The sequence below is a fragment of the Ruegeria sp. HKCCSA071 genome (genome assembly GCF_017872555.1).
Lineage (GTDB): Bacteria > Pseudomonadota > Alphaproteobacteria > Rhodobacterales > Rhodobacteraceae > Ruegeria.
This window is the reverse complement of record NZ_JAEDOX010000003.1, coordinates 236,917-263,493: the sequence shown is the minus strand read 5'-3', so window position 1 is coordinate 263,493 and position 26,577 is coordinate 236,917. Positions and strand designations below refer to the sequence as shown.

General features: G+C 58.7%; 27 protein-coding genes. 14 read left to right on the top strand and 13 right to left on the bottom strand.

The genetic code is table 11. From position 1 onward, the window contains the following. Positions 1–254: 254 nt before the first annotated feature. Positions 255–944 (bottom strand): ribulose-phosphate 3-epimerase, encoded by a 690-nt coding sequence (rpe, locus tag I9188_RS10890; protein ID WP_209505288.1) that lies wholly within the window; start codon positions 942–944, stop codon positions 255–257. A gap of 163 nt (positions 945–1,107) precedes the next feature. Between rpe and phnC the strand changes: the two genes are divergently transcribed. The 4 genes from phnC to phnE (I9188_RS10870) all read left to right on the top strand — a co-directional run bounded on the left by phnC (position 1,108) and on the right by phnE (I9188_RS10870) (position 5,211). Continuing rightward, positions 1,108–1,929 (top strand): phosphonate ABC transporter ATP-binding protein, encoded by an 822-nt coding sequence (gene phnC, locus I9188_RS10885; RefSeq protein ID WP_209505290.1) that lies wholly within the window; start codon positions 1,108–1,110, stop codon positions 1,927–1,929. Between the two features lie 67 nt (positions 1,930–1,996). Further along, positions 1,997–2,899, top strand: a complete 903-nt coding sequence (phnD, locus tag I9188_RS10880) for a phosphonate ABC transporter substrate-binding protein (RefSeq protein ID WP_209505292.1) — start codon at positions 1,997–1,999, stop codon at positions 2,897–2,899. 66 nt (positions 2,900–2,965) lie between these two features. After that, positions 2,966–3,847, top strand: a complete 882-nt coding sequence (gene phnE, locus I9188_RS10875) for a phosphonate ABC transporter, permease protein PhnE (RefSeq protein WP_209505294.1) — start codon at positions 2,966–2,968, stop codon at positions 3,845–3,847. After that, positions 3,844–5,211 carry a phosphonate ABC transporter, permease protein PhnE gene (gene phnE / locus I9188_RS10870; protein ID WP_209599616.1) on the top strand — a complete coding sequence of 456 codons (1,368 nt, stop codon included), beginning with the start codon at positions 3,844–3,846 and terminating at the stop codon, positions 5,209–5,211. The genes phnE (I9188_RS10875) and phnE (I9188_RS10870) overlap by 4 nt, the downstream gene beginning before the upstream one ends. Positions 5,212–5,413: 202 nt before the next feature. Here the strand turns inward: phnE (I9188_RS10870) and phnF are convergent, their stop codons facing one another. Next, positions 5,414–6,124, bottom strand: coding sequence for a phosphonate metabolism transcriptional regulator PhnF (gene phnF / locus I9188_RS10865; RefSeq protein WP_209505298.1), 711 nt, complete (start codon positions 6,122–6,124; stop codon positions 5,414–5,416). A 103-nt stretch (positions 6,125–6,227) separates the two neighbouring features. On the opposite strand from phnF, the gene phnG reads away from it, so the two are divergent. The 8 genes from phnG to phnN are packed head-to-tail and all read left to right on the top strand — an operon-like array spanning position 6,228 to position 11,824. Beyond that, on the top strand, positions 6,228–6,686 hold the full coding sequence (gene phnG / locus I9188_RS10860; RefSeq protein WP_209505300.1) for a phosphonate C-P lyase system protein PhnG: 459 nt from the start codon (positions 6,228–6,230) through the stop codon (positions 6,684–6,686). Beyond that, positions 6,686–7,261 (top strand): phosphonate C-P lyase system protein PhnH, encoded by a 576-nt coding sequence (gene phnH, locus I9188_RS10855; protein ID WP_209505303.1) that lies wholly within the window; start codon positions 6,686–6,688, stop codon positions 7,259–7,261. Before phnG ends, phnH begins: the two co-directional genes overlap by 1 nt. Positions 7,262–7,264: 3 nt before the next feature. Next, on the top strand, positions 7,265–8,356 hold the full coding sequence (locus tag I9188_RS10850; RefSeq protein ID WP_209505305.1) for a carbon-phosphorus lyase complex subunit PhnI: 1,092 nt from the start codon (positions 7,265–7,267) through the stop codon (positions 8,354–8,356). Further along, on the top strand, positions 8,353–8,949 hold the full coding sequence (locus tag I9188_RS10845) for an HAD family phosphatase (protein WP_209505307.1): 597 nt from the start codon (positions 8,353–8,355) through the stop codon (positions 8,947–8,949). Before I9188_RS10850 ends, I9188_RS10845 begins: the two co-directional genes overlap by 4 nt. Then, positions 8,946–9,806 (top strand): alpha-D-ribose 1-methylphosphonate 5-phosphate C-P-lyase PhnJ, encoded by an 861-nt coding sequence (locus I9188_RS10840; RefSeq protein WP_209505309.1) that lies wholly within the window; start codon positions 8,946–8,948, stop codon positions 9,804–9,806. The genes I9188_RS10845 and I9188_RS10840 overlap by 4 nt, the downstream gene beginning before the upstream one ends. Next, the gene (gene phnK / locus I9188_RS10835; RefSeq protein ID WP_209505310.1) at positions 9,803–10,573 is read left to right on the top strand and encodes a phosphonate C-P lyase system protein PhnK; all 771 of its coding nucleotides are present in this window, start codon (positions 9,803–9,805) and stop codon (positions 10,571–10,573) included. The genes I9188_RS10840 and phnK overlap by 4 nt, the downstream gene beginning before the upstream one ends. Before the next feature lie 22 nt (positions 10,574–10,595). Beyond that, positions 10,596–11,279: a phosphonate C-P lyase system protein PhnL gene (phnL, locus tag I9188_RS10830; RefSeq protein WP_209505311.1), complete on the top strand. Its 684-nt coding sequence runs from the start codon at positions 10,596–10,598 to the stop codon at positions 11,277–11,279. Beyond that, on the top strand, positions 11,276–11,824 hold the full coding sequence (phnN, locus tag I9188_RS10825) for a phosphonate metabolism protein/1,5-bisphosphokinase (PRPP-forming) PhnN (protein WP_209505312.1): 549 nt from the start codon (positions 11,276–11,278) through the stop codon (positions 11,822–11,824). Before phnL ends, phnN begins: the two co-directional genes overlap by 4 nt. On the opposite strand, the gene I9188_RS10820 is transcribed toward phnN, so the two are convergent. Next, positions 11,806–12,489: a DUF1045 domain-containing protein gene (locus I9188_RS10820; RefSeq protein WP_209505313.1), complete on the bottom strand. Its 684-nt coding sequence runs from the start codon at positions 12,487–12,489 to the stop codon at positions 11,806–11,808. The genes phnN and I9188_RS10820 overlap by 19 nt on opposite strands. A gap of 52 nt (positions 12,490–12,541) precedes the next feature. On the opposite strand from I9188_RS10820, the gene I9188_RS10815 reads away from it, so the two are divergent. Next, on the top strand, positions 12,542–13,684 hold the full coding sequence (locus I9188_RS10815) for an alpha-D-ribose 1-methylphosphonate 5-triphosphate diphosphatase (protein ID WP_209505314.1): 1,143 nt from the start codon (positions 12,542–12,544) through the stop codon (positions 13,682–13,684). On the opposite strand, the gene I9188_RS10810 is transcribed toward I9188_RS10815, so the two are convergent. The 7 genes from I9188_RS10810 to I9188_RS10780 are packed head-to-tail and all read right to left on the bottom strand — an operon-like array spanning position 13,685 to position 20,178. Next, positions 13,685–14,161 carry a class I SAM-dependent methyltransferase gene (locus I9188_RS10810; RefSeq protein ID WP_209505315.1) on the bottom strand — a complete coding sequence of 159 codons (477 nt, stop codon included), beginning with the start codon at positions 14,159–14,161 and terminating at the stop codon, positions 13,685–13,687. 10 nt (positions 14,162–14,171) lie between these two features. After that, positions 14,172–14,927, bottom strand: coding sequence for a polysaccharide deacetylase family protein (locus I9188_RS10805; protein WP_209505317.1), 756 nt, complete (start codon positions 14,925–14,927; stop codon positions 14,172–14,174). After that, positions 14,924–16,066: a glycosyltransferase gene (locus I9188_RS10800; protein ID WP_209505319.1), complete on the bottom strand. Its 1,143-nt coding sequence runs from the start codon at positions 16,064–16,066 to the stop codon at positions 14,924–14,926. The genes I9188_RS10805 and I9188_RS10800 overlap by 4 nt, the downstream gene beginning before the upstream one ends. Beyond that, positions 16,063–16,647 (bottom strand): histidine phosphatase family protein, encoded by a 585-nt coding sequence (locus tag I9188_RS10795; RefSeq protein WP_209505321.1) that lies wholly within the window; start codon positions 16,645–16,647, stop codon positions 16,063–16,065. Before I9188_RS10795 ends, I9188_RS10800 begins: the two co-directional genes overlap by 4 nt. Then, positions 16,644–17,720, bottom strand: coding sequence for a glycosyltransferase family 4 protein (locus I9188_RS10790; RefSeq protein ID WP_209505323.1), 1,077 nt, complete (start codon positions 17,718–17,720; stop codon positions 16,644–16,646). Before I9188_RS10790 ends, I9188_RS10795 begins: the two co-directional genes overlap by 4 nt. Next, positions 17,720–18,967, bottom strand: a complete 1,248-nt coding sequence (locus tag I9188_RS10785) for a glycosyltransferase family 4 protein (protein ID WP_209505803.1) — start codon at positions 18,965–18,967, stop codon at positions 17,720–17,722. Before I9188_RS10785 ends, I9188_RS10790 begins: the two co-directional genes overlap by 1 nt. Next, on the bottom strand, positions 18,964–20,178 hold the full coding sequence (locus I9188_RS10780; protein WP_209505325.1) for a glycosyltransferase: 1,215 nt from the start codon (positions 20,176–20,178) through the stop codon (positions 18,964–18,966). The genes I9188_RS10785 and I9188_RS10780 overlap by 4 nt, the downstream gene beginning before the upstream one ends. Positions 20,179–20,569: 391 nt before the next feature. Between I9188_RS10780 and I9188_RS10775 the strand changes: the two genes are divergently transcribed. Next, positions 20,570–22,951: a mechanosensitive ion channel family protein gene (locus I9188_RS10775; RefSeq protein ID WP_209505327.1), complete on the top strand. Its 2,382-nt coding sequence runs from the start codon at positions 20,570–20,572 to the stop codon at positions 22,949–22,951. A gap of 88 nt (positions 22,952–23,039) precedes the next feature. On the opposite strand, the gene I9188_RS10770 is transcribed toward I9188_RS10775, so the two are convergent. From I9188_RS10770 to I9188_RS10760, 3 genes are read right to left on the bottom strand one after another with little or no spacing between them, the layout of a single operon-like run. Continuing rightward, positions 23,040–24,395 carry a CoA transferase gene (locus tag I9188_RS10770; protein ID WP_209505329.1) on the bottom strand — a complete coding sequence of 452 codons (1,356 nt, stop codon included), beginning with the start codon at positions 24,393–24,395 and terminating at the stop codon, positions 23,040–23,042. Then, entirely contained in the window at positions 24,392–25,546 is a 1,155-nt protein-coding gene (locus I9188_RS10765; protein ID WP_209505331.1) for an ABC transporter permease, read from the bottom strand. The genes I9188_RS10770 and I9188_RS10765 overlap by 4 nt, the downstream gene beginning before the upstream one ends. Then, a complete protein-coding gene (locus tag I9188_RS10760) occupies positions 25,543–26,571 on the bottom strand; it encodes an ABC transporter permease (RefSeq protein WP_209505333.1) in 1,029 nt (342 codons plus the stop codon). Before I9188_RS10760 ends, I9188_RS10765 begins: the two co-directional genes overlap by 4 nt. Positions 26,572–26,577 lie beyond the last annotated feature (6 nt).

The window sequence follows — 26,577 nt, the reverse complement described above, 5'->3', positions numbered from 1 at the left end:
AGAATAATCCGTAGGCCGGGCTTCAGCCCGGCACATCGGTGAACAAACAAGGGCCGCTCCCTAGGGGGCGGCCTTTTTTAGGCTTTTCTATCGAAGACCGTCGACCTACCCGTAGGCCGGGCTTCAGCCCGGCGCGTCTATGACCCTAATGAAGGCCACGACCAGAACGTCAAGGCAGGGCGCATCCCGACCGACGAATTCAAAGAAGTCTAGCTTTGCCAATAAAGCAAACTACGCTGTCGAGAGCGGGCGGCTCAGCCCAACCCGCCTTCAGCTGCGGCCCGCACGGCCCGAATATTCTCACCGTAAACCTCGGGCTGATCAACTGATCCGCCTTTGAACACGGCAGACCCGGCCACCAGCACATCAGCCCCCGCTGCGGCAACAAGGGGCGCTGTCTGGGGATCAACTCCGCCGTCGATCTCGATATGCACCGGGCGGTCACCGATCATCTGGCGCAATTTGCGGATCTTGCCGGTCATGTCGATGAACTTCTGGCCGCCAAAGCCGGGGTTCACGGTCATGACGCAGACCAGATCGGTGAGGTCCAGCAGATGCTCGACCGCTTCAGCCGGGGTGCCCGGGTTCAGGGCGACGCCTGCCTTCATGCCTGCGGCGCGGATCGCTTGCAGCGTGCGGTGGGTGTGGGCCCCCGCCTCGACATGCGCGGTCAAAATGTCTGCACCTGCATCAGCGTAGGCCTGGATGTATGGATCGACCGGCGTGATCATCAGGTGCACGTCCATGACCGTCTTTACATGCGGGCGGAAGGCTTTGACGGCTGGCGGGCCAAAGGTCAGGTTCGGGACGAAATGGCCGTCCATAACGTCAACATGAACCCAGTCGGCGCCCTGCGCTTCGATGGCCTGAATTTCCTGCCCGAAATTGGCAAAGTCCGCGGACAGAATGGACGGCGCGATCTTGATGGTGCGGTCAAAGCTCATGGTGGCCTCGTATCAGCTGAAGAGTCGCGGACGCGTATACCCGTGAGGCGGAGCGATGGATACCCCTCGCGCGCGCCGGGGCGTTACAAAACTTTCACTACGCTGACACATATCCTTTGAACGGCATCTGTAGCAGTCCGCCAACATGAATTGGGGGTGGCACGTGCTGCGTATCAAGAAACTGACCAAACGCTTTGGTGACAATGTTGCCGTGAATGCCGCGACGCTGGATGTGGACAAGCCATGCATGATCGGGATCATCGGACGGTCGGGCGCGGGTAAGTCCACCCTGCTGCGGATGATTAACCGCCTGACGGATGCCAGCGAAGGCGAAATCCTGTTTGAAGGCCGGGACATCACCCAACTGAAAGGCCGTGACAAACGCGCCTGGCAGGCTGATTGCGCGATGATTTTCCAACAGTTCAACCTGGTGCCGCGCATGGATGTGGTTTCGAACGTGCTGCATGGCACGCTCAACCGTCATTCGACGCTGGCCGCTATGTTCAACCTGTTCCCAATGGATGAAATTCACCGTGCCATCGACATTCTGGACCGGTTGGGAATCGCGGAACACGCTCCGAAACGGGCCGAGGCCTTGTCGGGCGGCCAGCAACAGCGCGTGGCGATTGCGCGGGCGCTGATGCAGGACCCGAGGATTATTCTGGCAGATGAACCAATTGCCTCACTGGACCCGATGAATGCACAGGTTGTGATGCAGGCGCTGCGCCGCATCCACGAAGAAGATGACCGTACCGTCATCGCCAACCTGCACACGCTGGACACTGCACGTCGCTATTGCGACCGCGTGGTTGGGATGCGCGACGGGCGCATCGTGTTCGATGGGCTGCCCGAGCAACTGACCACCGGCGTCGCCCGCGAAATCTATGGTGCCGATGCCAGCTTCTCGGAAGAAGCGACATCAACGGAAATCGAAACGCTCGACGCCACGCAAAAGTCGCTGATGGAAGCAGAGGCAACCATCTGAGCGGTCCCAACCCCTTTCATCGCCCGGCCCGATGAGAGGCCGGGGTTATCAAACTGGAGAGAGACAGATGAAAAAACTGATTGCAGCCTTGGTCGCAACCACAACACTGGTCGCACCGGTCATGGCCGAAGAAATCAGCGAATTCCGCATCGGCATTCTAGGTGGCGAGAACGCTCAGGACCGGATGAGCAAAAACGAGTGTCTGCGCAAATACACCGAAGAACTGTTGGGCGTTCCGACCAAATTGTTTGCCCCTGCCGACTATAACGGAGTGATTCAGGGGCTGCTGGGCGGCACGATTGATGTCGCCTGGCTGGGTGCGTCGGGCTATGCCAAAACCTATCTGAGCGACCCCGAAGCGGTTGAGCCGGTGCTGGTCAAGGTGAACACCGATGGCGGTTACGGCTATTACTCGGTTGGTTTTGCACGCAAGGACAGCGGCATCACTTCGCTTGGTGACATGAAGGGCAAGGTTTTTGGCTTTGGTGACCCGAATTCGACCTCGGGTTATCTGATCCCGTCGATCGAGATTCCCCAGGCCACCGGAGCAACCATGGAATCGGGTGACTATTTTGCTGAGGTGAAATTCACCGGCGGTCACGAGCAGACAATTGTCGCGGTGAACAACGGTGACGTTGATGGCGGTGTGACCTGGGCTGATGGTCTTGGCGAGTGGGAAGACGGCTATCAGTCGGGCGCGCTGCGCCGTGCTGTGGATGCTGGTCTGGTCGACATGAACGATCTGGTCGAGATCTGGAAATCGGCACCGATCCCGGAAGGTCCGGTTGTTCTGCGCAAGGCTCTGCCCGAGGATGTCAAAGCTCAGGTCACCGAATTGTGGAACACGCTGGATGAAAAAGACCGCGAATGTTTCTACGGCGTGGCCGCGGGTGAGGCCAAGAGCTTTGATCCAATTACGCATGAGGCCTACGAGGTCATCATCGAAGCGCGCAAGCTGAAGTCCAACTAAGACCGCAAATCCAATGATCGGGGTCCGGTGATGTACCGGACCCCGTTTTCCCTTCAGGAGCATTCCATGACAGACCTTACTGCAGGGTCCTTATCCGTCGATCAGATCCGCAACGACTATACAGCGATGACACGACGCAAGCGGGTCTATGGCGGCATCCTCCTGATTCTGTTCCTGTCGTTGATGGCGGCAGGGTTTCGCACAGCCGACAACCGGAATGCCGGCAGTTTTGTCGATGGCTGGCACCGTATTCTTGATTACCCCACAGAGGTTCTGTCCGAGGCGGGGGAGAAGATTTCCGAGATGCCAGCCAATCTGCTCTCGTTCTTCCCGGCTCTGATTGAGACAATCAACATCGCGGCGGCGGCGACGCTTGTCGGCACAATTATTGGAACGTTTTTCGCCCTGATGTCGACACGCGGCATGGCGCTGTGGCCGTCAATGATCCCGCTGTTTCGCCGAATATCAGACATCTGCCGCGCCATTCCCGAGATCGTAATTGCGTTGGTTCTGATCTTCATTCTGGGCGGTGGCCCGGTTCCTGCGATGATCGCCATCGCGATTCACACTGCTGGCGCACTAGGCAAACTGTTTTCCGAGGTGAACGAGAACGCCTCGCTGAAACCGGTGGAAGGGCTGCATTCCGTGGGTGCCAATTGGTCACAGCGGATGTATCTGGGGGTGATTCCGCAGGTCGGGCCGAACTATGTCAGCTACGCGCTGCTGCGGTTCGAGATCAACATCCGTGCCTCGGCCATTCTTGGATTTGTTGGGGCGGGCGGTTTGGGTTACGAGCTGCGCAATGCCATGTCTTGGGGGCAAGGGCGTTATGACGAAGCCGCAGCCATCTTCATTCTTCTGTTCGTTACAATCGTGGTCGTCGACCAGCTGTCAGGCTACCTGCGCGACCGTCTGACCCACGGCTCAGAAAAAGGAGCTTTGGCATGAGCACCTTCGCAACCAATTTGACTGTTGATGACCTCAAAGCCGAAGCAGATCGCTTGTTCAACCGCAAGAGGTTGGTGAACTTCGGGTTGCCTGCTCTGGTTTTCGTCTATCTGGTCTATGTCTTCTTTGCTTTTGACGTGTCGGGCCCTGTGGCGCGCGCAAACTGGGCAAATGGCAAGACGCTGGTGGCTGACAGCTATAGCTACAAAACGCATATCGCCCGGGATAATCGCACCGGTGAAGTCTCAGCCGCCATCGAGGGTGAGCGCAAGGGGGCATATCCTGAAGGGCAGGCCCCGGAGTGGGTGGCGCTGGGCGAGACAACTGTGATCGACCTTGAAAAGGGCCATGTCGTGCGTTTCGGTGCGCAGACGGTGGAATATGACATTCCCGGCTATGGCACCATTCGCGCAACACCCACGCGTTCGGCCGGTGTACAGGCGGAGTTGCCTGAGGGCGAGGTTCCGGAGTGGATCAACGTCTCTAAAAACCGGCTGTCTGTGACCACGGACGCAGGTCGTTTGACTGTCACCCGCAACCGGTCCGAGGTGTTTCGCTATTTCACAGGTTGGGAATTATTCTGGTTCACGCTGGACAGCCCTTATTTCGGCAAGTCCTTCCCGGAACTGGCCGGGCTCACGGCGTCGGGCGAGGCGGGTGCGATCTTTAATGATTTTTGGACCAACAAGATGTGGCGCCATCAGGATGTGGCCTGGGCCATCTTCGAGACGATCCTGATGGCATTTCTGGGCACGTTTGGCGCGGCGATTGTGGCCCTGCCACTGGCCTCCCTTGCGACGCGCAATTTCAACCGGATGAGATCCATCCGCTTTGCGACACGGCGTGTATTCGACTTTGTGCGCGGCGTGGATGCGTTGATCTGGACTGTGGTTCTGGCTCGCGCCTTTGGTCCCGGCCCGTTGACCGGTGCGCTTGCCATTTTGGTGACGGACACCGGTACATTCGGCAAAATCTTCTCGGAAGCACTGGAAAACGTAGATCAGAAGCAGATCGAAGGTGTGCAGTCCACCGGTGCGAACGCCCCGCAACGGTATCGGTTCGGCGTTATCCCTCAGGTCACGCCTGTTTTGCTGAGCCAACTTTTGTATTTCCTCGAATCCAACACCCGCAGTGCGACGGTGATCGGTGCAATCACAGGCGGCGGTATTGGTTTGCTGCTGACGCAGGCAATCATCACACAGAAAGACTGGGAAGAGGTCGCCTATTACATCATCCTGATCATTCTGATGGTGATGCTGATGGATTGGTTTTCGGGCTGGCTGCGCCGACGTCTGATCCAGGGTGAGCCGGGTAAAAAGCGCAGTCTGCGCACGCCCGACCCCAAACCGTTCCTGCTGCCCTGAACCGGGTTTGGAGTGGCAAGAAAACAGCACGGTTCAGTGCGGCGCAAATGTTTGAAAAAGCGTCACAGAGCCTATTCCATTACCGTTCATCCCATAATCAGTATAATGCTGATCCGAAAGGCATCTGGGCCGATTTTCGCGCCATGCCCAACGGGATGAGGCCTCCGGCAGGAGGTCGACGTCGGGCGGTATCGGTTGTGGTTTACTCTTCGTTCAGCGTTAGCGTGACACGCTCACCAGCAAAGACGGTTCGACCATATTCGACGGGTGCGCCGTCCGGGTCCACGTTGACACCGATCGAAAACAGCACCGGGGCACCTTCGGACAGTTGCAGGTGAAGGGCTTGCGTTGCTGTCGCACCGCGCGCGGTCAATCGGGTCGAGATGCGGGTGTAGTCCGCGATACCGCTGCGTTGCAGGGCTTTTGTTACTGACTGGGTCTCGGTCAGCGCCTGCAACAGGTTTGGAAAGCGTTCTGCCGGGAAGACGCTTTGAAAAACGGCTATGGGCTGCCCATCCGCCAGCGATAACCCGTCATAGACATGCACCGGGTCCCCTTTGCACAGACCCAATGCTTCGGCTTCGGCTTCATCTGCCGCGCGTGTGGTCAGGGCCAGAATTTTCTTTCCCGGTATCTTGCCGCTGGCCGAGACATTCTTGTGATATCGAACCCTTTTGCCAATCGGATAGTCGGTTGGCCGCGCCGCCACAAAAACGCCCGCACCGCGCCGGGCATGAACCAGACCTTGTTCCGACATGTCAGCCAACGCGCGCCGCACCGTGTGGCGGTTGACACCGTATTTGGCGGCCAGCTGTGCTTCGGTCGGCAGGCGGTCACTGGTTTGATACCGACCTTCGGCAATGTCCGAGGTCAGGCGCAGTGCGATGCTTTTCCAGATCGGCGTTTTGCTCATGTCACCAAATCTTCACACAGTTGGAGATTGCGTGTTGCGCACACGCGGGTTAATATTTGTCTAGTTGTATAGTTCAAATAGACAACCCGGCCAAGAGGCTTTGATGACAGATCAGACAGAATTCGCGATCGGGGCGCGCAGGGATTGGATGGGTTTGCTGGCCCGTGCACCTGACGACACCCTGATGACCTTGTGGGACGGGATTGAGACCCGCCCGAGCTTTGACTGGCTGCGCCGCCCCGAGATCGGGAGCGTGATGGTGCGTGGTCGCACCGGTGGCACCGGAGCGCCGTTCAACCTGGGCGAAATGACGGTCACGCGCTGTTCTGTGGTGTTGCAGGATGGAACGGTTGGTCACGGTTACGTTCAGGGCAGATTGAAACCCAAGGCCGAAGCCGCAGCATTGATTGATGCGATGATGCAGACCGGGGCGGCAGATGAGGTGCAGGCGCGGCTGCTCGACCCGCTTCAGCAGCATATGCAGGCGGTCAAAAGCACTCGCGCGGCCAAGGCAGCGGCCACCAAGGTTGAGTTTTTCACGCTTGTTCGCGGGGAAGATTGATGGCCGCGCAAACACAGTTTTCCGGGGGCTTAGAAAACGCACCTGTCGATGCTGCACACGCGTTCCGCGCTGCGATGACCGTTATGGCGCGTCCGGGCGACATACGTGTCCTGTCGGGCAGCGAACCCCCTGCGCCCCTGTCCGTGGCGGCCGGTACACTGCTGCTGACGTTGTGCGACCCCGAGACCAGGGTTCATCTGGCCGGAGGCATCGATACCGCCGCAATCCGCAATTGGCTGACATTCCACACGGGCGCCCCGCTCGTATCCGCAGCAAAGGCTGATTTTGCCGTTGGCACGTGGGATGCATTGGGACCGCTTAACGCCTATCGCATCGGAACGCCGGAATACCCGGATCGTTCTGCGACGCTGATTGTGGAATGCGACCGGCTAGAGCAGAGCGGTGCCATTCTGAGCGGCCCCGGCATCAAAAAGACCGCGCGCCTGTCTCTGCCGGGTATCCCGGCGCTTCAGGGGAATGCGATGCTCTATCCTCTGGGGTGCGATTTCTTTTTTACCTGCGGCAACAGGGTTGCGGCCCTGCCACGCAGCACGCAGATCACGTCGGAGGCGTAAGCGATGTATGTTGCTGTCAAAGGGGGTGAAAAAGCCATCGAGAACGCCCACGCCTGGCTGGCCGAAGAACGCCGGGGCGCGACCGATGTGGCAGAACTGAGCCTTGCACAGATCCGCGAACAGCTAAGCCTTGCAGTGAACCGGGTCATGGCGGAAGGCTCGCTTTATGACCCCGACCTGGCTGCGCTGGCGATAAAGCAGGCGCGGGGCGATCTGATTGAGGCGATCTTTCTGATCCGCGCCTATCGCACCACGCTGCCGCGTTTTGGCCATTCCAATCCGGTCGAAACAGGTGAGATGGCCTGCGACCGTCGGATTTCGGCCACGTTCAAAGATGCACCCGGTGGGCAGGTTCTGGGGCCGACGTTCGACTATACCCATCGTTTGCTGGATTTCAAACTGGCCGCGGATGGTGATGTCCCGAAAGTTCCGGAAGGTTCAGCGCGGCAGGAACCGACGCCGCATATCACTGAATTCCTGAAAGACGAGGGCCTCATTCAGGACGAGCCGACAAGTGATGACACCCCCGGCGACCTGACGCGCGAACCGATGGAATTCCCCGCCAATCGCCCGTTGCGCCTGCAATCGCTGACACGCGGGGATGAGGGTTTCGTGCTGGGCATGGCTTATTCCACCCAGCGCGGTTACGCACGCAACCACGCGTTTGTGGGTGAATTGCGGATCGGCAAGGTTGCTGTTGAAATGGACATCCCCGAGTTGGGTTTTGCCATAGATATCGGCGAGGTCGAACTGACCGAGTGTGAGACGGTGAACCAGTTCAAGGGTTCAAAAACCGAGCCGCCTCAGTTCACGCGCGGTTATGGTCTGGTCTTTGGTCAATCCGAACGAAAAGCCATCGCGATGGCCTTGGTTGATCGCGCGCTGCGGTGGAAGGAACTGGGCGAAGACAATCTGGGCGCGCCTGCGCAGGATGAAGAATTTGTTCTGAGCCACGCGGACAACATTCAGGCGACCGGTTTTCTCGAACACATCAAGCTGCCGCATTACGTGGATTTCCAGTCCGAGCTTGAACTGGTCCGCAAACTGCGCCGCGAGGCTGACGCGCGGATCACGTCAAAGGAGGTTGCGGAATGAAGGCTGTCATTTTTGATATCGGCAACGTTTTGATCCAGTGGGATCCGCATTTGGCATGGCTGGATGAGATGGGTAGCCGCGAGGCGGTGGCAGAGTTTCTCACTCGTATCGATTTCCCCAAACGTAACCTGCGGGCCGATGGGGGTGAGGATTTCGCTGATCTGGCTGCTGAACTGGAAGATGCTGACGACCAGCGACGTCTGAGTTCTTATGTTGAACGCTATGCCATGACCGTCCCACACAAGATCGAGGGAACTTGGCGATTGCTCCATCGTTTGAAAGAACAGGGCACCCCGGTTCATGCGATCACCAACTGGTCAGCGGAAACATGGCCCGTTGGTGTTGGTGTGCATCCTGAACTGGGCGAGGTCTTTGGCGTGACCGTAGTGTCAGGTCAGGAAAAGCTGTTGAAACCGCAGCCCGAGATTTTCCGTCGGTTGTGCGACCGGGCCGATCTTTCCCCTCAGAACTGTATCTTTGTCGATGATAGCCCAAGAAACGTGGATGGTGCCCGCGCCGTTGGCATGGACGGCATACATTTTACCAGCCCTCAGGCCTTTGAAGTAGCCTTAACTGCGCGGGGACTGCTATGAGCGCGTACAACTTTGCATATCTGGACGAACAAACCAAACGGATGATCCGCAGGGCCATCCTGAAGGGCCTGGCTATTCCAGGGTATCAGGTGCCCTTTGCCAGCCGTGAAATGCCGATGCCTTATGGCTGGGGCACCGGAGGGGTGCAGGTCTCGGCCGCGACGCTGACGCCTGAGGATACGCTCAAGGTCATCGATCAGGGTGCGGATGACACGACCAACGCAGTGTCGATCCGCAAGTTCTTTGAAAAGACCGCAGGTGTGGAGACGACCGAGGAAACCGAGAAGGCGACGGTGATCCAGACCCGCCACCGCATCCCCGAGGCGAAGCTGCGCGAAGATCAGATTATCGTTTATCAGGTGCCGATCCCGGAACCTCTGCGTTTCCTCGAACCGCGCGAGACCGAGACACGCAAGATGCACAGCCTTGAAGAATATGGGCTGATGCATGTGAAACTGTATGAGGATATCAGCCAGCACGGGGCAATCTCGACCGCTTACGCCTATCCGGTGAAAGTGTGTGGTCGGTATGTGATGGACCCGTCCCCGATCCCCAAATTCGACAACCCGAAGCTTGAAATGGATGCGATCCAGCTGTTCGGCGCAGGGCGCGAGCAGCGCATTTACGCGGTACCGCCACATACCCGGGTCGTGAGCCTTGATTTCGAGGATTACCCGTTCGAAGCCACCAAGGCCGATCATCCCTGTGACCTGTGCGGAGCCGAGGATAGCTATCTGGATGAAGTCATCATGGATGATGCGGGCAACCGGATGTTTGTCTGTTCGGATACCGATTATTGCCGGTCGCGCCGCGAAGCGGGCCATATGGGCCGACTGGCCGAGGAGAACGCGGCATGACCCCCCTGTTGCAAGTCAAGGGCATCGAAAAGCTCTATGGTGCGCGGATCGGATGCGCGGATGTGACTTTTGATCTCTACCCCGGTGAGGTGATGGGGATCGTGGGCGAAAGCGGGTCGGGCAAGTCGACCCTGCTGAATTGTCTGGCCGGTCATCTGGTGCCCGATGCAGGGCAGGTGATCTTTGACACGCGCGCGAACGGGCCGGTGGACACGGTAACCATGTCTGAGCCCGAACGCCGGATGCTGAGCCGTACCGACTGGGCCTTTGTGCATCAGCATGTACGTGACGGGCTGCGGATGTCAGTTAGTGCCGGAGGCAATATTGGTGAACGGCTGATGGCCGTGGGCGATCGCCGCTATGGTGACATCCGAGACAAGGCCATTGACTGGCTGGGTCGGGTCGAGATCGAGGCGGCCCGTGTTGATGACCGGCCCACCGCGTTTTCGGGCGGAATGCAGCAACGTTTGCAGATCGCCCGCAATCTGGTGACCGGTCCGAGGCTGGTATTCATGGACGAACCGACCGGGGGGCTGGATGTCTCGGTTCAGGCGCGGCTGCTGGACCTCTTGCGCGGATTGGTGCGTGAAATGGGGCTGAGCGCGATCATCGTGACACATGATCTTGCTGTGGTGCGTCTGTTGGCCGACCGCTTGATGGTGATGAAGGATGGTCATGTGGTTGAGGCCGGGCTGACCGATCAGGTGCTGGATGATCCCCAACACGCCTATACGCAGCTGCTTGTGTCCAGCGTTCTGCAGGTTTGAGTATTTGGGAAAAGGTGAAGCAATGATTGAACTGATCAATGTGAGCAAAAGCTTTACCCTGCACAATCAGGGCGGTGCCGTTATCCCGGTGATGGAAGGCGCGTCGCTGAAGGTTGAACCGGGTGAGTGCGTTGCTTTGACCGGGGCGTCTGGTGCGGGCAAGTCCACGCTGATGCGCGTGATTTATGGCAATTATCTTGCGGCCTCTGGTCAGGTGCTGGTTGGAGGTCTGGACGTGGCAAAAGCCGAGCCGCGCCAGATCTTGACCCTCCGCCGGAAAACGCTGGGCTATGTCAGTCAATTCCTGCGGGTCGTTCCGCGGGTGCCGACACTGGACGTTGTGGCAGAGCCTTTGCTGGCCGTGGGTTGCGACAGGACAGAGGCGCTGGAGAAATCCGCCGAGTTACTGAAGCGGCTGAACATTCCTGAGCGCTTGTGGACCCTGAGCCCCACAACCTTTTCGGGCGGCGAACAGCAGCGGGTGAACATTGCGTGTGGCTTTGCGCATGACTACCCGGCGATGTTGCTGGACGAACCGACGGCAAGTCTGGATGTGCAGAACCGCGAAACCGTGTTGTCGCTGATTGAAGAGGCAAAAGGACGTGGTGCGGCGATTGTCGGAATATTCCACGACCTTGATGCACGTGAGCGTGTCTGTGATCGCGAAGTCAATGTCGCTGACTTCACACCGGAACTGGCGGCATGACACTTGCCCCTGTCATAGCGATTGTTGGCCCTTCGGGAGTTGGCAAGGACAGTGTCATGGAAGCGTTGGAGGCACAGGCGCCTGGCGTCCGGCGCGTGCGGAGGGTGATCACCCGCCCCGCAGGTGAACAAGGCGAGGATTTTGACCGGGTTTCGGTTGCAGAGTTCCAGCAGATGGAACAGGCAGGCGCTTTTGCGCTGAGCTGGCCTGCACATGGACTGTTCTATGGTATCCCAGCCGAGATTTTGCGACAGCGTCAGGGGGCGAATGCGGTTCTGGTCAATCTTTCCCGCAGCGTTCTTTTGCAGGCGCAGAAGGTGTTTGGAGATCTGATTGTGATCTCTCTGACAGCAGATGCAGGGGTTTTGGCGCGGCGCCTGTCCGAGCGGGCACGGGAAAGCACAGACGAGCAGACGCGGCGGTTGTGTCGCGCCAAAGTGGCGTTGCCGGATGGTCTGAACCGGGTCATCCAAATTGACAATTCCGGCGCGCTGGAAGACACGGTTGCCGAAATCCTGCGCCGCCTTCAACCGGAAAGCGCGTAGCGATGGATCAGGTGAAACCGCCCTTCTTCCGCCTCGCCCATCAGGGCAAGATCAGTGATCTGGAAAGGTTGCGGCAGCAAGGGGCTCAGATGGGTGTGCAGTGCTTCTTGGGTTGCCCTGAGGGTTGGTTTGTCCAGTTTACCGCTGAGCGTGATGTGAAATCGAAACGCGTCCAGCACGTAGGGATAGCCCCATTGGGTCAGATTAGCGTCCTGCTCGGGGGTCAGTCCCGCGGCGCGGCGGCGCGTCAGTTCGGCCTGAGTGGCAGGTGCGCGAAACCGGTCGAGATCGCGAACACAGGCCGCGGCCAGCGCATTCAGCGCCTGCGTTTCACCCAGCGGGCACAGGGCCAGAAAACGTCCAAGACGGGTAATTTCCAGACCGTCGAGTGTGATGGGCTGCCGAGTTGCAGCCAGCGCAATGCACGCCTGATGCAATGCGTCAAAGGTCAGGCCATCGCGCAACCGGAACGGCGGTTTCAGGGTCGCGTGCAGCCCGTATTTGCGCGGCACCTCAGTGATGGTCGCAATGTCGATGCCACCCATGATCGGATGTGCGACCTGCGTTCCCTTTGCCATGTCCCAGCCCAGCCAGCTGGTTGCAAATTCCGTCCAGGCCACCCCGGCGGGTGGCGCAAAATAGATCGCGTATCGCGTGAATGTCACATTGGCCTCCTATTAAGTGGCCTTCCAATACCTCAGATTGCGTAAAGTTCAGATGACAGAAGACTTGATCCTTGCCAATGCCACGCTTGTGTTGCCGAATGAAACCGTGATCGGTTGTGTTCGAATAGCAGGTGACACTATCATCGAAATCGACACCGGGCGTGCAGTTCCCGCTGGTGCGATAGATTGCGAAGGCGACTATGTCTGCCCCGGTCTTGTCGAGTTGCACACGGATAATCTTGAACGCCATATTCAGCCGCGCCCCAATGTGCATTGGCCCCATGCTGCCGCCATTCTGGCCCATGACGCGGAACTGGCCAGCGTGGGGATCACAAGTGTGTTCGATGCGATGCGGGTTGGTTCGATCCCGTCCGGTGCCGGACGGTACGGAAAATATGCCCGCGGCCTGTCGCGGGAGTTGTGGGATCTGCGCGAGCAGGATGCGCTTAAGATCAGCCATTTCCTGCATTTGCGGGCAGAGGTCTGTTCTGAGACACTGATCGAGGAACTGGACGAGTTTGGACCCGAGGACAGGGTTGGTCTTGTGTCCATCATGGATCACACCCCCGGCCAGCGTCAGTTTCGCGACATGGGCAAGCTGCAATCCTATCTGAAGGGCAAATATGCCATGGACGATGATACGTTCTTTCAGCATGTAGCCCAGCTGAAAGGCCTTCGGGATCGCAACGGTGATGTGCACGAGGTCGAAACCGTCAAGGCCGCACGCCGATTTGGAGCCGTTCTTGCCAGTCATGACGATACGACCGAAGATCAGGTGAAGGTCTCGGCAGATCACGGCATTAGGTTGGCTGAGTTCCCCACAACGGTTGAGGCCGCACGAGCGTGTCATGATCACGGCATCAAGGTCATGATGGGTGCGCCAAACGTTGTTCGCGGAGGCTCTCATTCCGGGAATGTTGCAGCCCGAGATTTGGCCGAGCTTGGGCATCTGGACGTAATGTCCTCGGATTACGTGCCGTCGGCCTTGTTATTGTCTGCGGTCATGCTGGGTGAAATGTGGGGCGATATGGCGCGTGGGATGAAGACCGTCACATTGGCCCCGGCGCAGGCCGCCGGGCTAGAGGATCGTGGCGAGTTGCGCGCCAATGCCCGCGCCGATGTTATCCGTTTCCGGATGCGCGCGGGTGTGCCAGCCCTCAACTCGGTTTGGGCGCGCGGTCGCCGTGTGGCGTGATCAGGCCGTATAGAACAGGTAACGGTCCGGCGCGATCGTCTCGGGCCCTTTGATCTGGTTGAAGCCGACAAGGGGCTGGCCGGAAATCAACAACCCACCGGGCTGCATGACTTGCGCGATCAACGGGCTGAGGCGTGCGGCTTCGGCCACATCTTCGTGTTTGATGCCGCGTCCGAAATCATAATGAGCCAATGCGATCCTGTGCCCCTCGACCATCAGCCTCCGCAGCATGGGTTCAGCTTCGCCTTGCAGGAAATCTTCGGCCGGTGGCGTGCTGTCAGGATGGCATTGCAGCACACGATCCATCACCCAGATCCGGCGGTTCGGCAGAATCTCTCGCAGGTGGTCATAGGTGCGACCATTGCCTAGCCCCATATCCAGCACGTCGCCAGTTTGGTCACTGATCTGTTCGGCTGCCCAGTTCAGCCCGTCACGTTGGGCGGTCAGTCGGCGCAGCATGGAATCCAGTCGGCTCATGACGATGTCCTTATTCGTTCTTCGGTGCGACCCAGAGTGTGGCAGGACCGTCCAGCAGATGTTTCAACAACGCCTCGGTAAAGGCCCAGATGTCCTGATCATGGACCAGGTGATGGGTCAATACTCCAAACGGCTCGGCGTTGTCTGCGCGGCCTTCGCGCCTGTCCCGCAGGAGGTTAACTGTCTGAGCGATCAGGCGGTCCGGAGAGATCAGACCGCGTGAACCCCGCCAGTCAATCGGGTCAAGATGTGTGTTGACCTGCTCAAGCCCCGCAGCCGCCATTTTCGTTCTGCGGGGCGTTGCCGTGGAAAGAATGCGGTATCCCAGTGACGGAAGATGTTCGATGACTTCTGGTGCAATGCGGTTCCACGGAGGGACAAACATCGGCCGCACGGTTTTGCCGAACAAGGCGTCAAGGCGTGACGGTCCTGCCGCGGCATCGGCAACAACCTCGTCCAACGGACGGTTGAGACGAAACTCGGCTTTCTTCTCACTGGCGGGCGCATGGTTCTTGTGGGACCACCCGTGAACCACAGGGATGAGAGTTTCGCCGCGCGCAACATAGTCAGCCAGCGCAGGGGTTGCCGCGTGCGGAATGACGGCAAGATGTACCGGCAGGCCCAACTGCGCGGCCAGATCGGACAGCCGGTCCAACTGTGGTGTCAGGTCGATCGCGTCATCGTCTCGCCACCACAGCGGCAACGACAGGCTCGCTGCATGCCAATGGGTCAGTTCGACCTCAAGTGGGTACCAATCCGGTTTCATGTACGCCGTTCCAGCAGGTGTTTTGCGATCTCTACGGTTTGGGCCGCGCCATCAAATCCGAAATCTTGCTGTGCGCGGGGTCCATCTGAAATGACGCGCTCTACGGCCTGCGCCAATGCTTGCCCGCTCAGGGTTCGGCTGAGAAGCACCTCGATGGCTGGCAAACTCGACAGGCTTTGCCCACGCAGCCCCTGTTCAACCTCTTTGCCATCATCGAATGGGACAAAAACAGCGGGTGTTCCGCTTTGCAGAATATCCATGGCGGTGTTGTAGCCGCACATGCTGACCGATGCCGCCGCATGGGGCAGCATCTGGCGAAAATCCGGGCGCACAGGTTCCAGAATTGCCGAGGTTCCTTCGGCCAGTTGGGACAGCGCGGCTATTCTCGCCTTGGCATCCGTCCCGCCGACCAGCAGGCGCCAGTGCCTGTTGGGCATCTGGCGGGCGGCCTCGATGGCCGCGCGAAAGATCGGTTGCCCCACAGAACCGCCGCCGGCACTGACAAGGATTTCGCCCTGCCCAACGGCATCAGGATGCGGTTGAGGCAACTCAGGCGCAACAAAGCCGGTATAATGCAACCGTTCCGCCAATCGGTCCGACACCGGCCAACTGACCGAAAGCGGTGTGACACTTTCGGTCGAGTGAACAAGAATGCCGTCATAAAAGCGGGTGACGATATCTTCTGTCCGCTGGGCCTTGGCAGGTTTGGAAGGCGGGGCCAGAATATCCCGGATCGATCCCAGGATGACCGGAGGCCGAGGCAGGGCCCGTGCCGCATTCAGGGCCGCGTCGAATTCCGCTGCCAGAGACCGGCGACCAAAGGGGTAAAGCTCGGTTATCAGGATTTGCGGCTGAAAGCTGTTTACCGCCTGCACCATGGCTGTCACACGTGCGCGCCGATAATCCGCGTCAGCCTCGGCACCGCTTTCAGTCAGAAGCCGGGTGAAATTGGTTCCATCTGATCTGAGCGGCGGCAAACCGAACAGGGTCAGCCCGCTGCTGTCCAGTTGAGTCGCAGGCATTCCGCCCGAAACGACCATGACCTCGTGACCGTCATCCCGAAACGCCCGGCCCAACGTCAGGGCCCGGCTCAGATGTCCTGTTCCCAAAAGGTGCGTGACAACGATCATTACCTTCATGGCAGCGGCCCATGTTTGATCAGGCGAACGGGGTCCGGGTCTGCGGTCATCGTGTTCATATCAACGATATACAGCCGATTGCGCTTGATCTTGAAGGGGGCGGCGCCATCAAAATCCCATCCCCACGCCTGGGCGAGAATGACCCGCATGATGCCAATGTGGCAGACCGCGACCGTGTCCTGTCGCAACCCGGACATCCAGGGGCGCAACCTCGTCCAGACCTCGGCAGGGCTTTCACCGTGAGGCGGGCGAAAATCCCAGCTCCAGTCTTCGATATGGCGATACCCGCTGGTTTCATCGGCGATCAGGTCAATGCCTCGAAGTCCTTCCCAGTCGCCCCAATTCATTTCGGTCAGCGCGTCCGAGGTTTTCGGGGCGCGCCCAGACACGATCCGCGCTGTTTCACTGGCGCGCAGCAAGGGGCTGGACCAGATATCAGCGGCGGCCCATGGGTCAGGCAAGCGATACCCGGCCAGTTCAGACCGCGCGTCGTCATCCAGTGGAATATCACTGCGCCCCTGAATGCGCCCTGCGCGGTTCCAATGGGTATGCCCGTGGCGAAGCAGTGCAAGACGGGTCATGATACATCCTTCAACAAGGGCCGTAGATGCGCCCACAATCGCTCGGTCGCCTGAGGCATAAGATGACGCCGGGCCACATAGCTGCGCGCATTCGCCCCAAGCGCATGGCGCTGCGCGGTATCCTCCAGCAGGTTTTGCATGTGATCGGCAAGCCCTCTGGCCCCAGCATCAACCGATGGGTAAACAGCAGGTGCCAGCACATCCCGAACGCCGGGGCGATTCTGTGCGATCACGGGCAGGCCTGTCGCCTGCGCCTCGAGATAGACCATCCCATAGGCTTCGTTTACGCCCGGCCAGACAAGCAGGGATGCGCGTTGGTAGATTTTCTGCAAGTCCGCCCGGTCGAGCTGGCCCAGAAAGTGCACCCGGCTTCCGAACGGCACCATCAACGCTTCAACATCCGGCCGCGCCGGACCGTCCCCCGCGATGTTCAGGTTCCAGTCACATGTCAGGTGCGAAAGGGCTTCGGCCAAAATCCGGTAGGACGCCAGCTTGTCCCCATGCCGCATCATTCCGACAGTCAGCATGGGGCCGTCCCCGGTCGTTGCCATAGGCAACACGGTTTCAGGCAGAAATGGCGGCAATTCAACCAGTGCCTGCTTGCCAAAACGGTCCCGTTCCAACGTAATCAGGTCATTGGCTGTGTGGTAGAAAATGATATCCGCTGCATCACACGCCTGATGCGCCGCTTGGGCGAAATCGGCCCACGGCCCGTTCAGCCTGCTTGATGCGCGCGTACTTTCCAATTGCACATACGGAATGCCGCGCGCCTGGCAGATCTTGGGGCCCAGCAGGTCGGGTGCCTTGTAGTAATTGTGATAAGTCACCCACAAATCTGTATCAAAGGGCAATTCGGCGCTCAGCCGCTGTGCTTCAATCTCAGCCGCGCGAACAAGGGTTCTCTGTAGGTCCCTGTCCCCGTTCTTGTCGTAGACGCGCAGGTCCGAAGCCAGTTCGACCTTATTCCCCTGCGCCGCCAAGGCCAGCATCAGGTTTCGCGCCATTTCGCGATCGCCCGAGGGTTTCTGGCTGCCGGGAGATTTCATTGGCGCATAAAACGCAACCTGCGCCATTACGCGTCTTCCATGCTCAGGGTTTTCAGCCGGGCCGACAGCCGTGCAATACCGGGGTCCATTCGAAAATCTGCAATCAGGCGGTCATAGGCTGCACGCGCCATAGTTGCAGCCGTTTCCGGATCAGTGGCCAAAGCTGAAATGGCTGAAGCCAATGCAGCCGGGTCGTCATCAGACAACACGCCATGCGTTCCGGATTGGATGAATTCCGGGATGGCCGAAACCGGTGTCGACAGGATCGGCAAAAGCTGGGATGCGGCCTCCATCAACACGTTCGGCAATCCGTCCCGGTCCCCGTCCGCAGCAATCCGGCTGGGCAGGACAAACAGGTCGGCCCTGCGCATGGCATCGATCACCTCTGGCTGATCGCAGGCTCCCCTCCAGGTGATGCGGTCCGCGATACCAGCAGCGCGCGCCTGCGCGCGCAGGGTGTCACCAAGGCCCCCGCCGCCAATGTGGGTCCAATGCCAGTTCAGGTTCTCCGGCAGCAGCGTGAAGGCCGCAATAAGGCGGTCAAAGCCCTTCTTTTCAACCAGTCGCCCAACGGAAATCATGTGAAACGGGTCACCAGCGGCACGTGTCCCGCGCTTTGGCGGTTCGGGGAAACGCGACAGGTCCAGACCGTGATAGATAAGGTCCACCCGGTTGGGGTCATCAGCGAGACTGCGCAGATGTTCCGCGCCGATTGCCGTGCAGGTGGCACTGAAAGCAGCTCCGTACGTTGAGGCCTGCAACTTTTCACGCTTTTCCCAGACCGGCGAGGTCCAGATGTCCTTGGCATGGGCAGAAAAGCTCCATGGCAGACCGCGCATGATGGCCGCATATCGGGCGACGGACGAGGGGGTGTGCATGAAATGGGCATAGAGCCCCTGCGTCTGGGCGGGTAACTCGGCGGCCAGAACACATGCTTGCCCGAAGCGGCGGATGCGGTTCGGCGTGGGATCGCGGCGCAGGTCGTGCCGCCAGATCGTGTAGGCTTCGGCATAGCCGGGCAGGTCTTGGGCGGCAGCGCGGGCCGCCCACACCCGCTGTGGCTCTTCATGCAGGTATTCCGGCAGATAGTGAACCTGCCCTGCGAAACGGTCGTGCAAAGGGTGACGTTTGGTGTCGGTCGGATGGCGCAGAGACCAGATGTCAAATCGGTGCCCGGCTTCCTGCAAGGCAACAAGTTCCTGTGCGATAAATGTTTCGGACAGTCGCGGCCAGCCTTTGACCACAACCGCCAGATTGGGAGAGGCCGAGTTCATCCAGTGGCTCGTTTCTGTTCCCATGTCAGCAGGCTGTCAATGCGGTCGGTGACATAGTCCAAACCGTCCAGTAAACCGCTTTGGATGGCCTGTGATGGCACAGATTGGTGCGGCAGGTTGCGGATGGCACGGATCATTGCGTCGGGTGTCAGGCTGTCGCGTTGTTCGTCCAGCATCTTGACCAGCCCCAGCTCTTCTGCGCGTGAGGCCCGAATCCATTGTTCCAGACGGGGTGTGGTGCGTGGAACGATCACGGCCCGTTTGTCAAAGGACAGGACCTCGCAAAACGTGTTGTAGCCGCCCATGCAGACCACGCCTTCGGCCCCGGCAAACAGCGTTTCGATCTGCGATTCAAATCCAACCGCGGTTACACGACCATTCAATGCGGCAACCCGTGCTTCGAATTCATTCCTCAATTCACCTGACAGGAATGGGCCATAGACCAGCACGGCACGCGGCGACAGGTCTGGGTCTTTCTCGTAGGCGGACAAGACGAGGTTGACCAACGCCTTGCCATCGCCCCCGCCGCCGGGTGTGATCAGTATATAGGGTTGCTGAGGCGGTTCCCCAACCGGGCCGAGATCGCGGCGCAGATATCCCGTCCAGTGAATGCGGGATCGCGCTGACGCGCTTAGCGGCAAGCCTTGCGTCGGGTCATAGATCGACTGTGATCCATAAACCCAAATCTCATGATAGAACCGCTCGGTCGCTTCGATGGCTTCTTTGCGCGCCCACTCGGCAGCCAGTACTTCGGGTTCGTCCAGCACATCACGCAGACCCAAAACCAGTTTCGTTCCGCAATGGCGTTCAAGGTAGTTCAGTGTCGGCAACAGCTCACCCCGGAACCCTGTCGGTTCCTTGTCGACGACCAACACGTCGGGGTCGAATTGCTGAACCGCAGTCTGGATCAATCCCGCGCGCAATTCGGTTACTTCGTCGATCCCCATTCCGATTGTACGCGCGGCATACGATCCGTCCGCGCGCTTGGTCACACCGGGCAGGCGCACATGGTCAACGCGGCGGGGAAAGGTAAAACGGCCTGCCACGGGCGAACCCGTCAGGATCAGCGCCGAGGCGCTTGGGTCCGCCTGCGTGATTGCCGCAGCCAAGGCGCGGGACCGGCGCAAATGCCCCAGACCGAACGTGTCGTGGCTGTAAAACAGGATACGCGGCGCGCGGTCCGGTTTAGAATTGGTTGTGCCAAGGCTCATAGTGTTGCCCGTCTTCTTGATCCCAGAGCGAAATCCGCGCGTTCGCAAGCGTTACTGTATATTTCAATCCCACGCTTGCCAAAGGCGGATTTGCGCACTTGCAAATGTTTCAAGCATTGCGATTTGGCAACAGCGTATTGACTGTTTCGCGACATATCGCACCACCGCCAGACAAGATCGCCTAATGAGAACGATGAAGACAATCGAGGCCGACCAGAAACCTTTGCTTGGTCATATTCAATTATTGAAAGATTGAAAACACCTGCGCTCATCAGAGTGCGCCAAGAACACGTCCAAACACGATATTGAGACGGTTCGATGCGAGTGTTTGAACTGCCTGAAACGCTTCTGTAATCTGACCAATATCGGCAAAAACTGGATGCACGACCCAATGCGAAATAACTTTCTGGCCGCATTTTTTTTGGCGTTTTGGGCCATTTTCCTGAGCATTTCCACTGGTGCATTGGCGCAGTCATCCTTGATTCCCGGATATCCTTCAGGGTCGGGCAGTTCGTCCGAGGCCGACAAGGAAAGTGATCTGGCCGCTGCAATCCGCGCGGCCAGCGATGCGGGCGCGAGTGTCATTGTCATCGACAGTGCCGGTCAGGTTGTGACAACGGCAGGTGGCAAGGATGCAGGTTCGGAGGGCGCAGACAGCGATTCGAGCAACCCAATGGGTGACGGTTCGCAACTGATGAAGGCGCAAGAGCGGTTCTCGAAGTTCCGTGAGTCGATGCAATCGAGGCTCGAGGCGCTGCCCTATTCTATTTTTGAAGTACAATACATCCTGCGCCAGACCAGCCCGGATGGCCGAATTCAGACCTATGTCGAGGTGTTGGGTTGGAACATCCTGTTCCTGTTACTTGGGCGGTGGCTGTCGATCGAGATATACGGGAAGCGGTTCGCGCGCCGCTGGGTGGTGGCGCGGATCAAGGACGAACCACAGGGGTATCGGGAAAAGATGCCGTTCCTGCTGTTCCGGTTCCTGATGGGGATTGGAGCCACGGTCTTTGCCATGATCATGGCTTTGATCGTCGGGTATCTGATCTTTGGCGAGGCCGAGGATATCTCGGTCCAGTTCACGATCACGGCAATCTTTACGGCCTTTTTCCTGTCGCGCACGGTGTCGGACCTCTGGCGCATGGTCCTGTCACCTTATCTGAGCCAATATCGATTACCGCCCTTTTCGGACAAGAATGCGCGCAGGCTGTATATTTGGGCGTCCGTGCTGGCGACCTATGACATTTCGGTCGTTCTGTTTTCTACCTGGGTCGCGGATTTTGGACTGAACTACAACGTCTACGCCATGGTGTATGGCGGTCTGACTATGCTGGGCGCGCTGGGCAACATACTGATGATCCTGTTCAACGCCCGTGCAATCTCGAACGCGATCCGGGGTGGGCGGGCATCCGAACAGGTGTCATGGCTGTTGCGGTTCGTGTCTTTTGGCTGGGCACCGGCATTGATTATCTATGTCGTGTTCAGCTGGTTCCGTCTGGCCGTTGATCTGGCGCTGGAGCATCCGACGCCGCTGCCGCTGATTGCAAGCAGCTACATGATCTTCATGTCCGTGGTCGTGGCCTATGGTGCAATGAACTATCTGCTGGAGCGATATTTTGACCGCTCGCGCATGATTAGCGAAATTAACGGGGAAGCCGCCGCAGCGGATGAAGGCGTCGTGACGACGGATATACCCGAGCCCGAACAACCGAAGCAGCATCTTCTGACTTATGAAGACCTGGCCCGCCGGGTAGCCGGAATTCTGGCTTTCGTGCTCGGGGCTTATGCGCTTGTCGTGATATGGTACCCGAACGCGGACTGGAGCGAGGATCTGCCGGTTGAACGTGCGCTGGATGTGATGGTTGTCCTGTTCATCGGGTACATCCTGTTTCACTTCTTTCGGATTTGGATCGACAGCAAAATCGCTGAAGAATCCGACGATGGCACCGAGGTTGAACTGGGCGACGAAGGTGGCGAAGGCGGGCAAAGCCGTCTGGCAACGTTGTTGCCGCTTTTCCGGGGCGCAATTCTGGCCGTTGTCGTGGTTACAATCGTTCTGATAGTCCTGATGGAACTGGGTATTAACGTCAGCCCGCTGTTTGCGGGTGCCGGTGTGGTTGGTTTGGCCGTGGGGTTCGGGTCACAAACGCTGGTGCGCGACATTTTTTCCGGCGCATTCTTCTTGTTGGATGATGCGTTCCGGAAAGGAGAATATATCGACATTGGGGATGTGAAAGGCACGGTCGAGAAAATCTCGGTCAGGTCCATGCAACTGCGCCACCATCTGGGTGCGCTGAACACCATCCCCTTTGGCGAGATCAAAGTGCTGACCAACTACTCGCGCGATTGGGTAATCATGAAGCTGCCGCTGCGCGTGACCTATGACACCGATGTCGAGAAGGTCCGCAAACTGATCAAGAAACTGGGACAGGAGTTGTTGACCGATCCTGTAATCGGAGACAATTTCATCCAGCCGCTGAAGTCGCAGGGCGTGATCGAGATGCAAGATTCGGCGATGATCATCCGGGTCAAGTTCATGACGAAACCGGGTGATCAGTGGCTGGTTCGCAAAAAGGTCTATCAGGACATACGCGAGTTGTTCGCGCGCGAAGGGATCAAGTTTGCACATCGCGAAGTCACTGTAAGATTGGCAGATGGGAAAGAGGCGGAAGACCTGACACCAAAACAGCGTGAAGCCGTAACGGGGGCTGTTCAGGCTGCGATTGACGAGGATTATCTGGACGATATCGGACCAGGCGGTGACGACCGTTAGCAAGGCCTTCCGCCGCTCTGAATTGCGCCTCGGATGAGGTGCCACCGACAGCGTGAGGTCCGGCTGCGCGTTTCGCGCGGCGGTTGGGTCAGTTGGAAGTGAAGGGCCAGACAGGTTTGGATGTGCCCAGTTTCGACGCTGGTAAATCCCATTGTAGCACAGTGTCACCGAGACTGAGGGCTGATCTGAGGCGGTGCCCCGGTCCCCAGCCCGAAGCTTCTGTCGCAGGGGAGTAATCCGTGGGCGTCGGAATAATGGTCTCTGCCTCGACGTCGTCTTTGCCGAGAACCGCCAAAAGCTCGGCGGTGCGGGCAAGGGACAGATGAGCATGCATGATGGAATTGCCCGACGCGGCCTCGGCCAGTGCAGAAAGAACGGCGGCGGCCATCAGGTAGCCGGTTGCGTGGTCCAAAGCCTGAACCGGCAATGGCGTCGGTTTGTCGGCGTCAGCCCACTCCATGCCCGCATGCGCGATTCCCGCGCTCATCTGGACAAGGCTGTCAAAACCGCGCCGGGTCGACCAGGGGCCTTGCCAGCCATAAGCATTCAGCGTCACCTCGACCCTGTTCGGTGCCAGTTCATCGCGCTTGGCGCGGGTCAGGCCAAGTGCGTCCAAAGCGCCGGGCCGGTACCCGTGAACGAATACATCCGCTTGGGGCAGAAGTTCTTGCAGCCTTTCCATGTCGTTGGTCGATTTCAGATCGAGATAAGCACAGTGTTTGCCTAGTGAAATGTCAGGGATCACGCCGGGTTCGTCCCAACCGGGCGGATCGATCCGCAAAACCTCGGCCCCGAAACCGGCCAATGTGCGTGTCGATACCGGACCTGCCAGAACGCGCGTCAGGTCAAGAACCCGCAACCCGGCAAGAGGTCTTGCAGGGGTTGCCTGCGGCCTCTCGCGTAGCTTGACGTACCGGGGGCCTTGCCAACCAATCAGCGGATCGCGCGATACAGCGCGGCCCTGCGGATGTTCAAGCCACTCGGTCCGGCTGCGCATGGCAGCGGCCACACCGCCTTCGGCCACAATATCGGTCTCCAAATCGGATATAGCCCGGGTTCTGACGGCTTTTGCCACAGCTTCACGCTCTGGCGGGGTGCCAAGAACCTTCATCGCTGCTGCGCGATGGCGCGGCAGGTTGGTGTGCAGCCTGATCCAGCCATCTGCCGCCCTGTAATCCCCCGCGACCGAATCCCACAGGTTTGGCATTTCCCAATCGTCGGGCTTGAAGGAATAGCCGAACCACAACGATGCCATCCGATGGTCGACGGCGATCTCGGGGGCTTTCTGGGTCAGGTTCAGCGCCTGCAAAAGCCGGGCCATTTCCTGCCCAACGGCTGCAAAGCTGGCCGTCGCCAGTTCGGAAACGGCAAAAGCACTTGGCAGAGCGCCAGTGCCGACCCTGCGATATCGGTCGGCGGACGGAAGGGTGGCAAGAAGGCTCATTGCTGATAAGGGTCCAGACTGTCGCGCAATCCGTCACCTAGAAAGTTAAAGGCCAGTACGATCACGATAATCGGCAGCATCGGGATTGCCGTCCAGGGGTAGATCTCGATCGATGCGAGGTTCTGCGCGTCATTCAGCATCACACCCCAACTGACCGCTGGTGCACGAAGGCCCAGGCCAAGAAAGCTCAGCGCGGTTTCCCCAAGGATCATTGCCGGGATCGACAGGGTGGCTGATGCAATCAAATGAGACATGAAATTCGGCAACAAGTGCTTACGGATCACCCGGCCCGAGCTTGCGCCCATCATTTCTGCGGCGCGTACGTATTCTTCCTCGCGCAGTGACAGGAACTTGGCACGGACCGAACGCGCCAGCCCGGGCCAGTCGAGGATGCCGAGGATGATCGAAATGATGAAGAATACGGCAACCGGGCTCCAGTTCGATGGCACGGCAGCAGACAGTGCCAGCCACAACGGCAGTTCCGGCAGTGAACGCAGGATTTCGATGACCCGGTTGATGACCCAATCGATGCGCCCCCCGAAATAACCCGCCATCGAACCGAACAGGATACCCAGAAAGAACGATACCGAAATACCTATCAGGCCCACGGTCAGCGATAGCTGCGCCCCGTAGAGGATGCGGCTGAAGATATCGCGACCCAGCCTGTCGGACCCCCAAAGGAACAAGGTGGCACCATCCGGCGCACAGAAAAGATGCCTGTCCGTCTTGATAAGACCTGCAAGTCGATATTCGGACCCTTCACAAAAGAACCGGATCGGGCGCGGGTCGTCAGTGTCTGGGACGAACTTCCATTGGAAGGTTTCCAGATCCGCCTCGGCGACGATTGGAAAAACATGGGGGCCGATAAAAGCGCCGTCGTAAAACCAGTTCACCGATTGCGGTGGCGCATACAGATGCTCTCCGTTCCGTTCATTCGGGCCATAAGGCGCGATGAAACCTGCAAAGGGTAGCATCAGGTAGCACATAAGCAGGAAAATGCCTGAGATCAGGCCCAGCTTATGCGTGCGGAACTTGCGCCAGACCAACACCCAGTTGGGGGCATCCAGATCGGCGCGTTCCAGTTGCTGTATCGACGCCTGCGGATCAAAGGGCGCGTCATCGACGTAGCGGTTGTCAGGAGTATCGGTCATGCTTCGCGCCCCTCATACCGTATGCGGGGATCCAGCATGACCAGCAGAATATCCGAGATCATCGTGCCGATAAGCGTCAATAGCGCGACAAACATCAGGATAAACGCGGACAGGAATTGGTCCTGCGTTTTCAGTGCTGTCAGCAAAGTCGGCCCGATGGTTTGCAAGCCCAGAACAACTGAAACCAGAACCGATCCAGACACCATTGATGGCAGAAGGTTACCGATATCCGCAACGAACGGGTTGAATGCCACGCGCAACGGATATTTCGTCAGCATCCGCGACGGCGCCATGCCCTTGGCAATGGCCGTTTCGACATAGGGCTTCCCCAGTTCATCGAGCATATTTGCCCGCAGGCGCTGCATCATCGCCGATGCGCCCGAGGTTCCGATAACAAAAGTCGGAACGATCAGGTGGATGAGAATGGATTTTATCTTGTCCCAACTCAGCGGCTGACCTTCGAATTGCGGGTCCATCAGGCCGCCGATAGGCAGGTTGAAATACCGATGCCCGTAGTAGAACAGGATCAGGGCCAGCAAAAAGTTGGGTGTCGCCAGCCCCAGATAACCCACAAAGGCCGAGGTATAATCAATCCATGTCCGTGATCGCGCCGCAGCAATAACACCTAAGGGAAGAGCGACGGCATATACAAACAGGATCGCGGCCAGGTTGACGACGACCGTCAACCAAAGCGTGTCGCCCACGATCTCCGATACAGGCCGGTCGAACTCAAAGGACCAACCGTAATTGCCTTGGATCAGACCTGAAAATCCGTGCGGTCCCGGCCAGAAGCCTATCCAGATCAGGTACTGTTCCCACATAGGGCGATCCAGAGCGTACTCGGCGCGCAGAAACTCGGCCTTGGCGACGCCCGCTGACTGGCCCGAGGCCTGAAGCTCGGCAATCTGGTTGCTTAGGTAATCACCGGGCGGCAGGTTGATGATTATGAAAATCAGGACCGAGACCACCAACAATGTCAGCAGCATCGTAAAAAAGCGATACACCGCATAGCGCAGCATGACCATTTAGCT

Bases quoted from the DNA above. Each gene is read 5' to 3' on its own strand.
- rpe (WP_209505288.1), bottom strand. From the start codon at position 944: ATGAGCTTTGACCGCACCATCAAGATCGCGCCGTCCATTCTGTCCGCG.
- phnD (WP_209505292.1), top strand. From the start codon at position 1,997: ATGAAAAAACTGATTGCAGCCTTGGTCGCAACCACAACACTGGTCGCA.
- phnE (WP_209505294.1), top strand. From the start codon at position 2,966: ATGACAGACCTTACTGCAGGGTCCTTATCCGTCGATCAGATCCGCAAC.
- phnE (WP_209599616.1), top strand. From the start codon at position 3,844: ATGAGCACCTTCGCAACCAATTTGACTGTTGATGACCTCAAAGCCGAA.
- phnF (WP_209505298.1), bottom strand. From the start codon at position 6,124: ATGAGCAAAACGCCGATCTGGAAAAGCATCGCACTGCGCCTGACCTCG.
- phnG (WP_209505300.1), top strand. From the start codon at position 6,228: ATGACAGATCAGACAGAATTCGCGATCGGGGCGCGCAGGGATTGGATG.
- phnH (WP_209505303.1), top strand. From the start codon at position 6,686: ATGGCCGCGCAAACACAGTTTTCCGGGGGCTTAGAAAACGCACCTGTC.
- I9188_RS10850 (WP_209505305.1), top strand. From the start codon at position 7,265: ATGTATGTTGCTGTCAAAGGGGGTGAAAAAGCCATCGAGAACGCCCAC.
- I9188_RS10845 (WP_209505307.1), top strand. From the start codon at position 8,353: ATGAAGGCTGTCATTTTTGATATCGGCAACGTTTTGATCCAGTGGGAT.
- I9188_RS10840 (WP_209505309.1), top strand. From the start codon at position 8,946: ATGAGCGCGTACAACTTTGCATATCTGGACGAACAAACCAAACGGATG.
- phnK (WP_209505310.1), top strand. From the start codon at position 9,803: ATGACCCCCCTGTTGCAAGTCAAGGGCATCGAAAAGCTCTATGGTGCG.
- phnL (WP_209505311.1), top strand. From the start codon at position 10,596: ATGATTGAACTGATCAATGTGAGCAAAAGCTTTACCCTGCACAATCAG.
- phnN (WP_209505312.1), top strand. From the start codon at position 11,276: ATGACACTTGCCCCTGTCATAGCGATTGTTGGCCCTTCGGGAGTTGGC.
- I9188_RS10815 (WP_209505314.1), top strand. From the start codon at position 12,542: ATGACAGAAGACTTGATCCTTGCCAATGCCACGCTTGTGTTGCCGAAT.
- I9188_RS10810 (WP_209505315.1), bottom strand. From the start codon at position 14,161: ATGAGCCGACTGGATTCCATGCTGCGCCGACTGACCGCCCAACGTGAC.
- I9188_RS10805 (WP_209505317.1), bottom strand. From the start codon at position 14,927: ATGAAACCGGATTGGTACCCACTTGAGGTCGAACTGACCCATTGGCAT.
- I9188_RS10800 (WP_209505319.1), bottom strand. From the start codon at position 16,066: ATGAAGGTAATGATCGTTGTCACGCACCTTTTGGGAACAGGACATCTG.
- I9188_RS10795 (WP_209505321.1), bottom strand. From the start codon at position 16,647: ATGACCCGTCTTGCACTGCTTCGCCACGGGCATACCCATTGGAACCGC.
- I9188_RS10790 (WP_209505323.1), bottom strand. From the start codon at position 17,720: ATGGCGCAGGTTGCGTTTTATGCGCCAATGAAATCTCCCGGCAGCCAG.
- I9188_RS10785 (WP_209505803.1), bottom strand. From the start codon at position 18,967: ATGAACTCGGCCTCTCCCAATCTGGCGGTTGTGGTCAAAGGCTGGCCG.
- I9188_RS10780 (WP_209505325.1), bottom strand. From the start codon at position 20,178: ATGAGCCTTGGCACAACCAATTCTAAACCGGACCGCGCGCCGCGTATC.
- I9188_RS10775 (WP_209505327.1), top strand. From the start codon at position 20,570: ATGCGAAATAACTTTCTGGCCGCATTTTTTTTGGCGTTTTGGGCCATT.
- I9188_RS10770 (WP_209505329.1), bottom strand. From the start codon at position 24,395: ATGAGCCTTCTTGCCACCCTTCCGTCCGCCGACCGATATCGCAGGGTC.
- I9188_RS10765 (WP_209505331.1), bottom strand. From the start codon at position 25,546: ATGACCGATACTCCTGACAACCGCTACGTCGATGACGCGCCCTTTGAT.
- I9188_RS10760 (WP_209505333.1), bottom strand. From the start codon at position 26,571: ATGGTCATGCTGCGCTATGCGGTGTATCGCTTTTTTACGATGCTGCTG.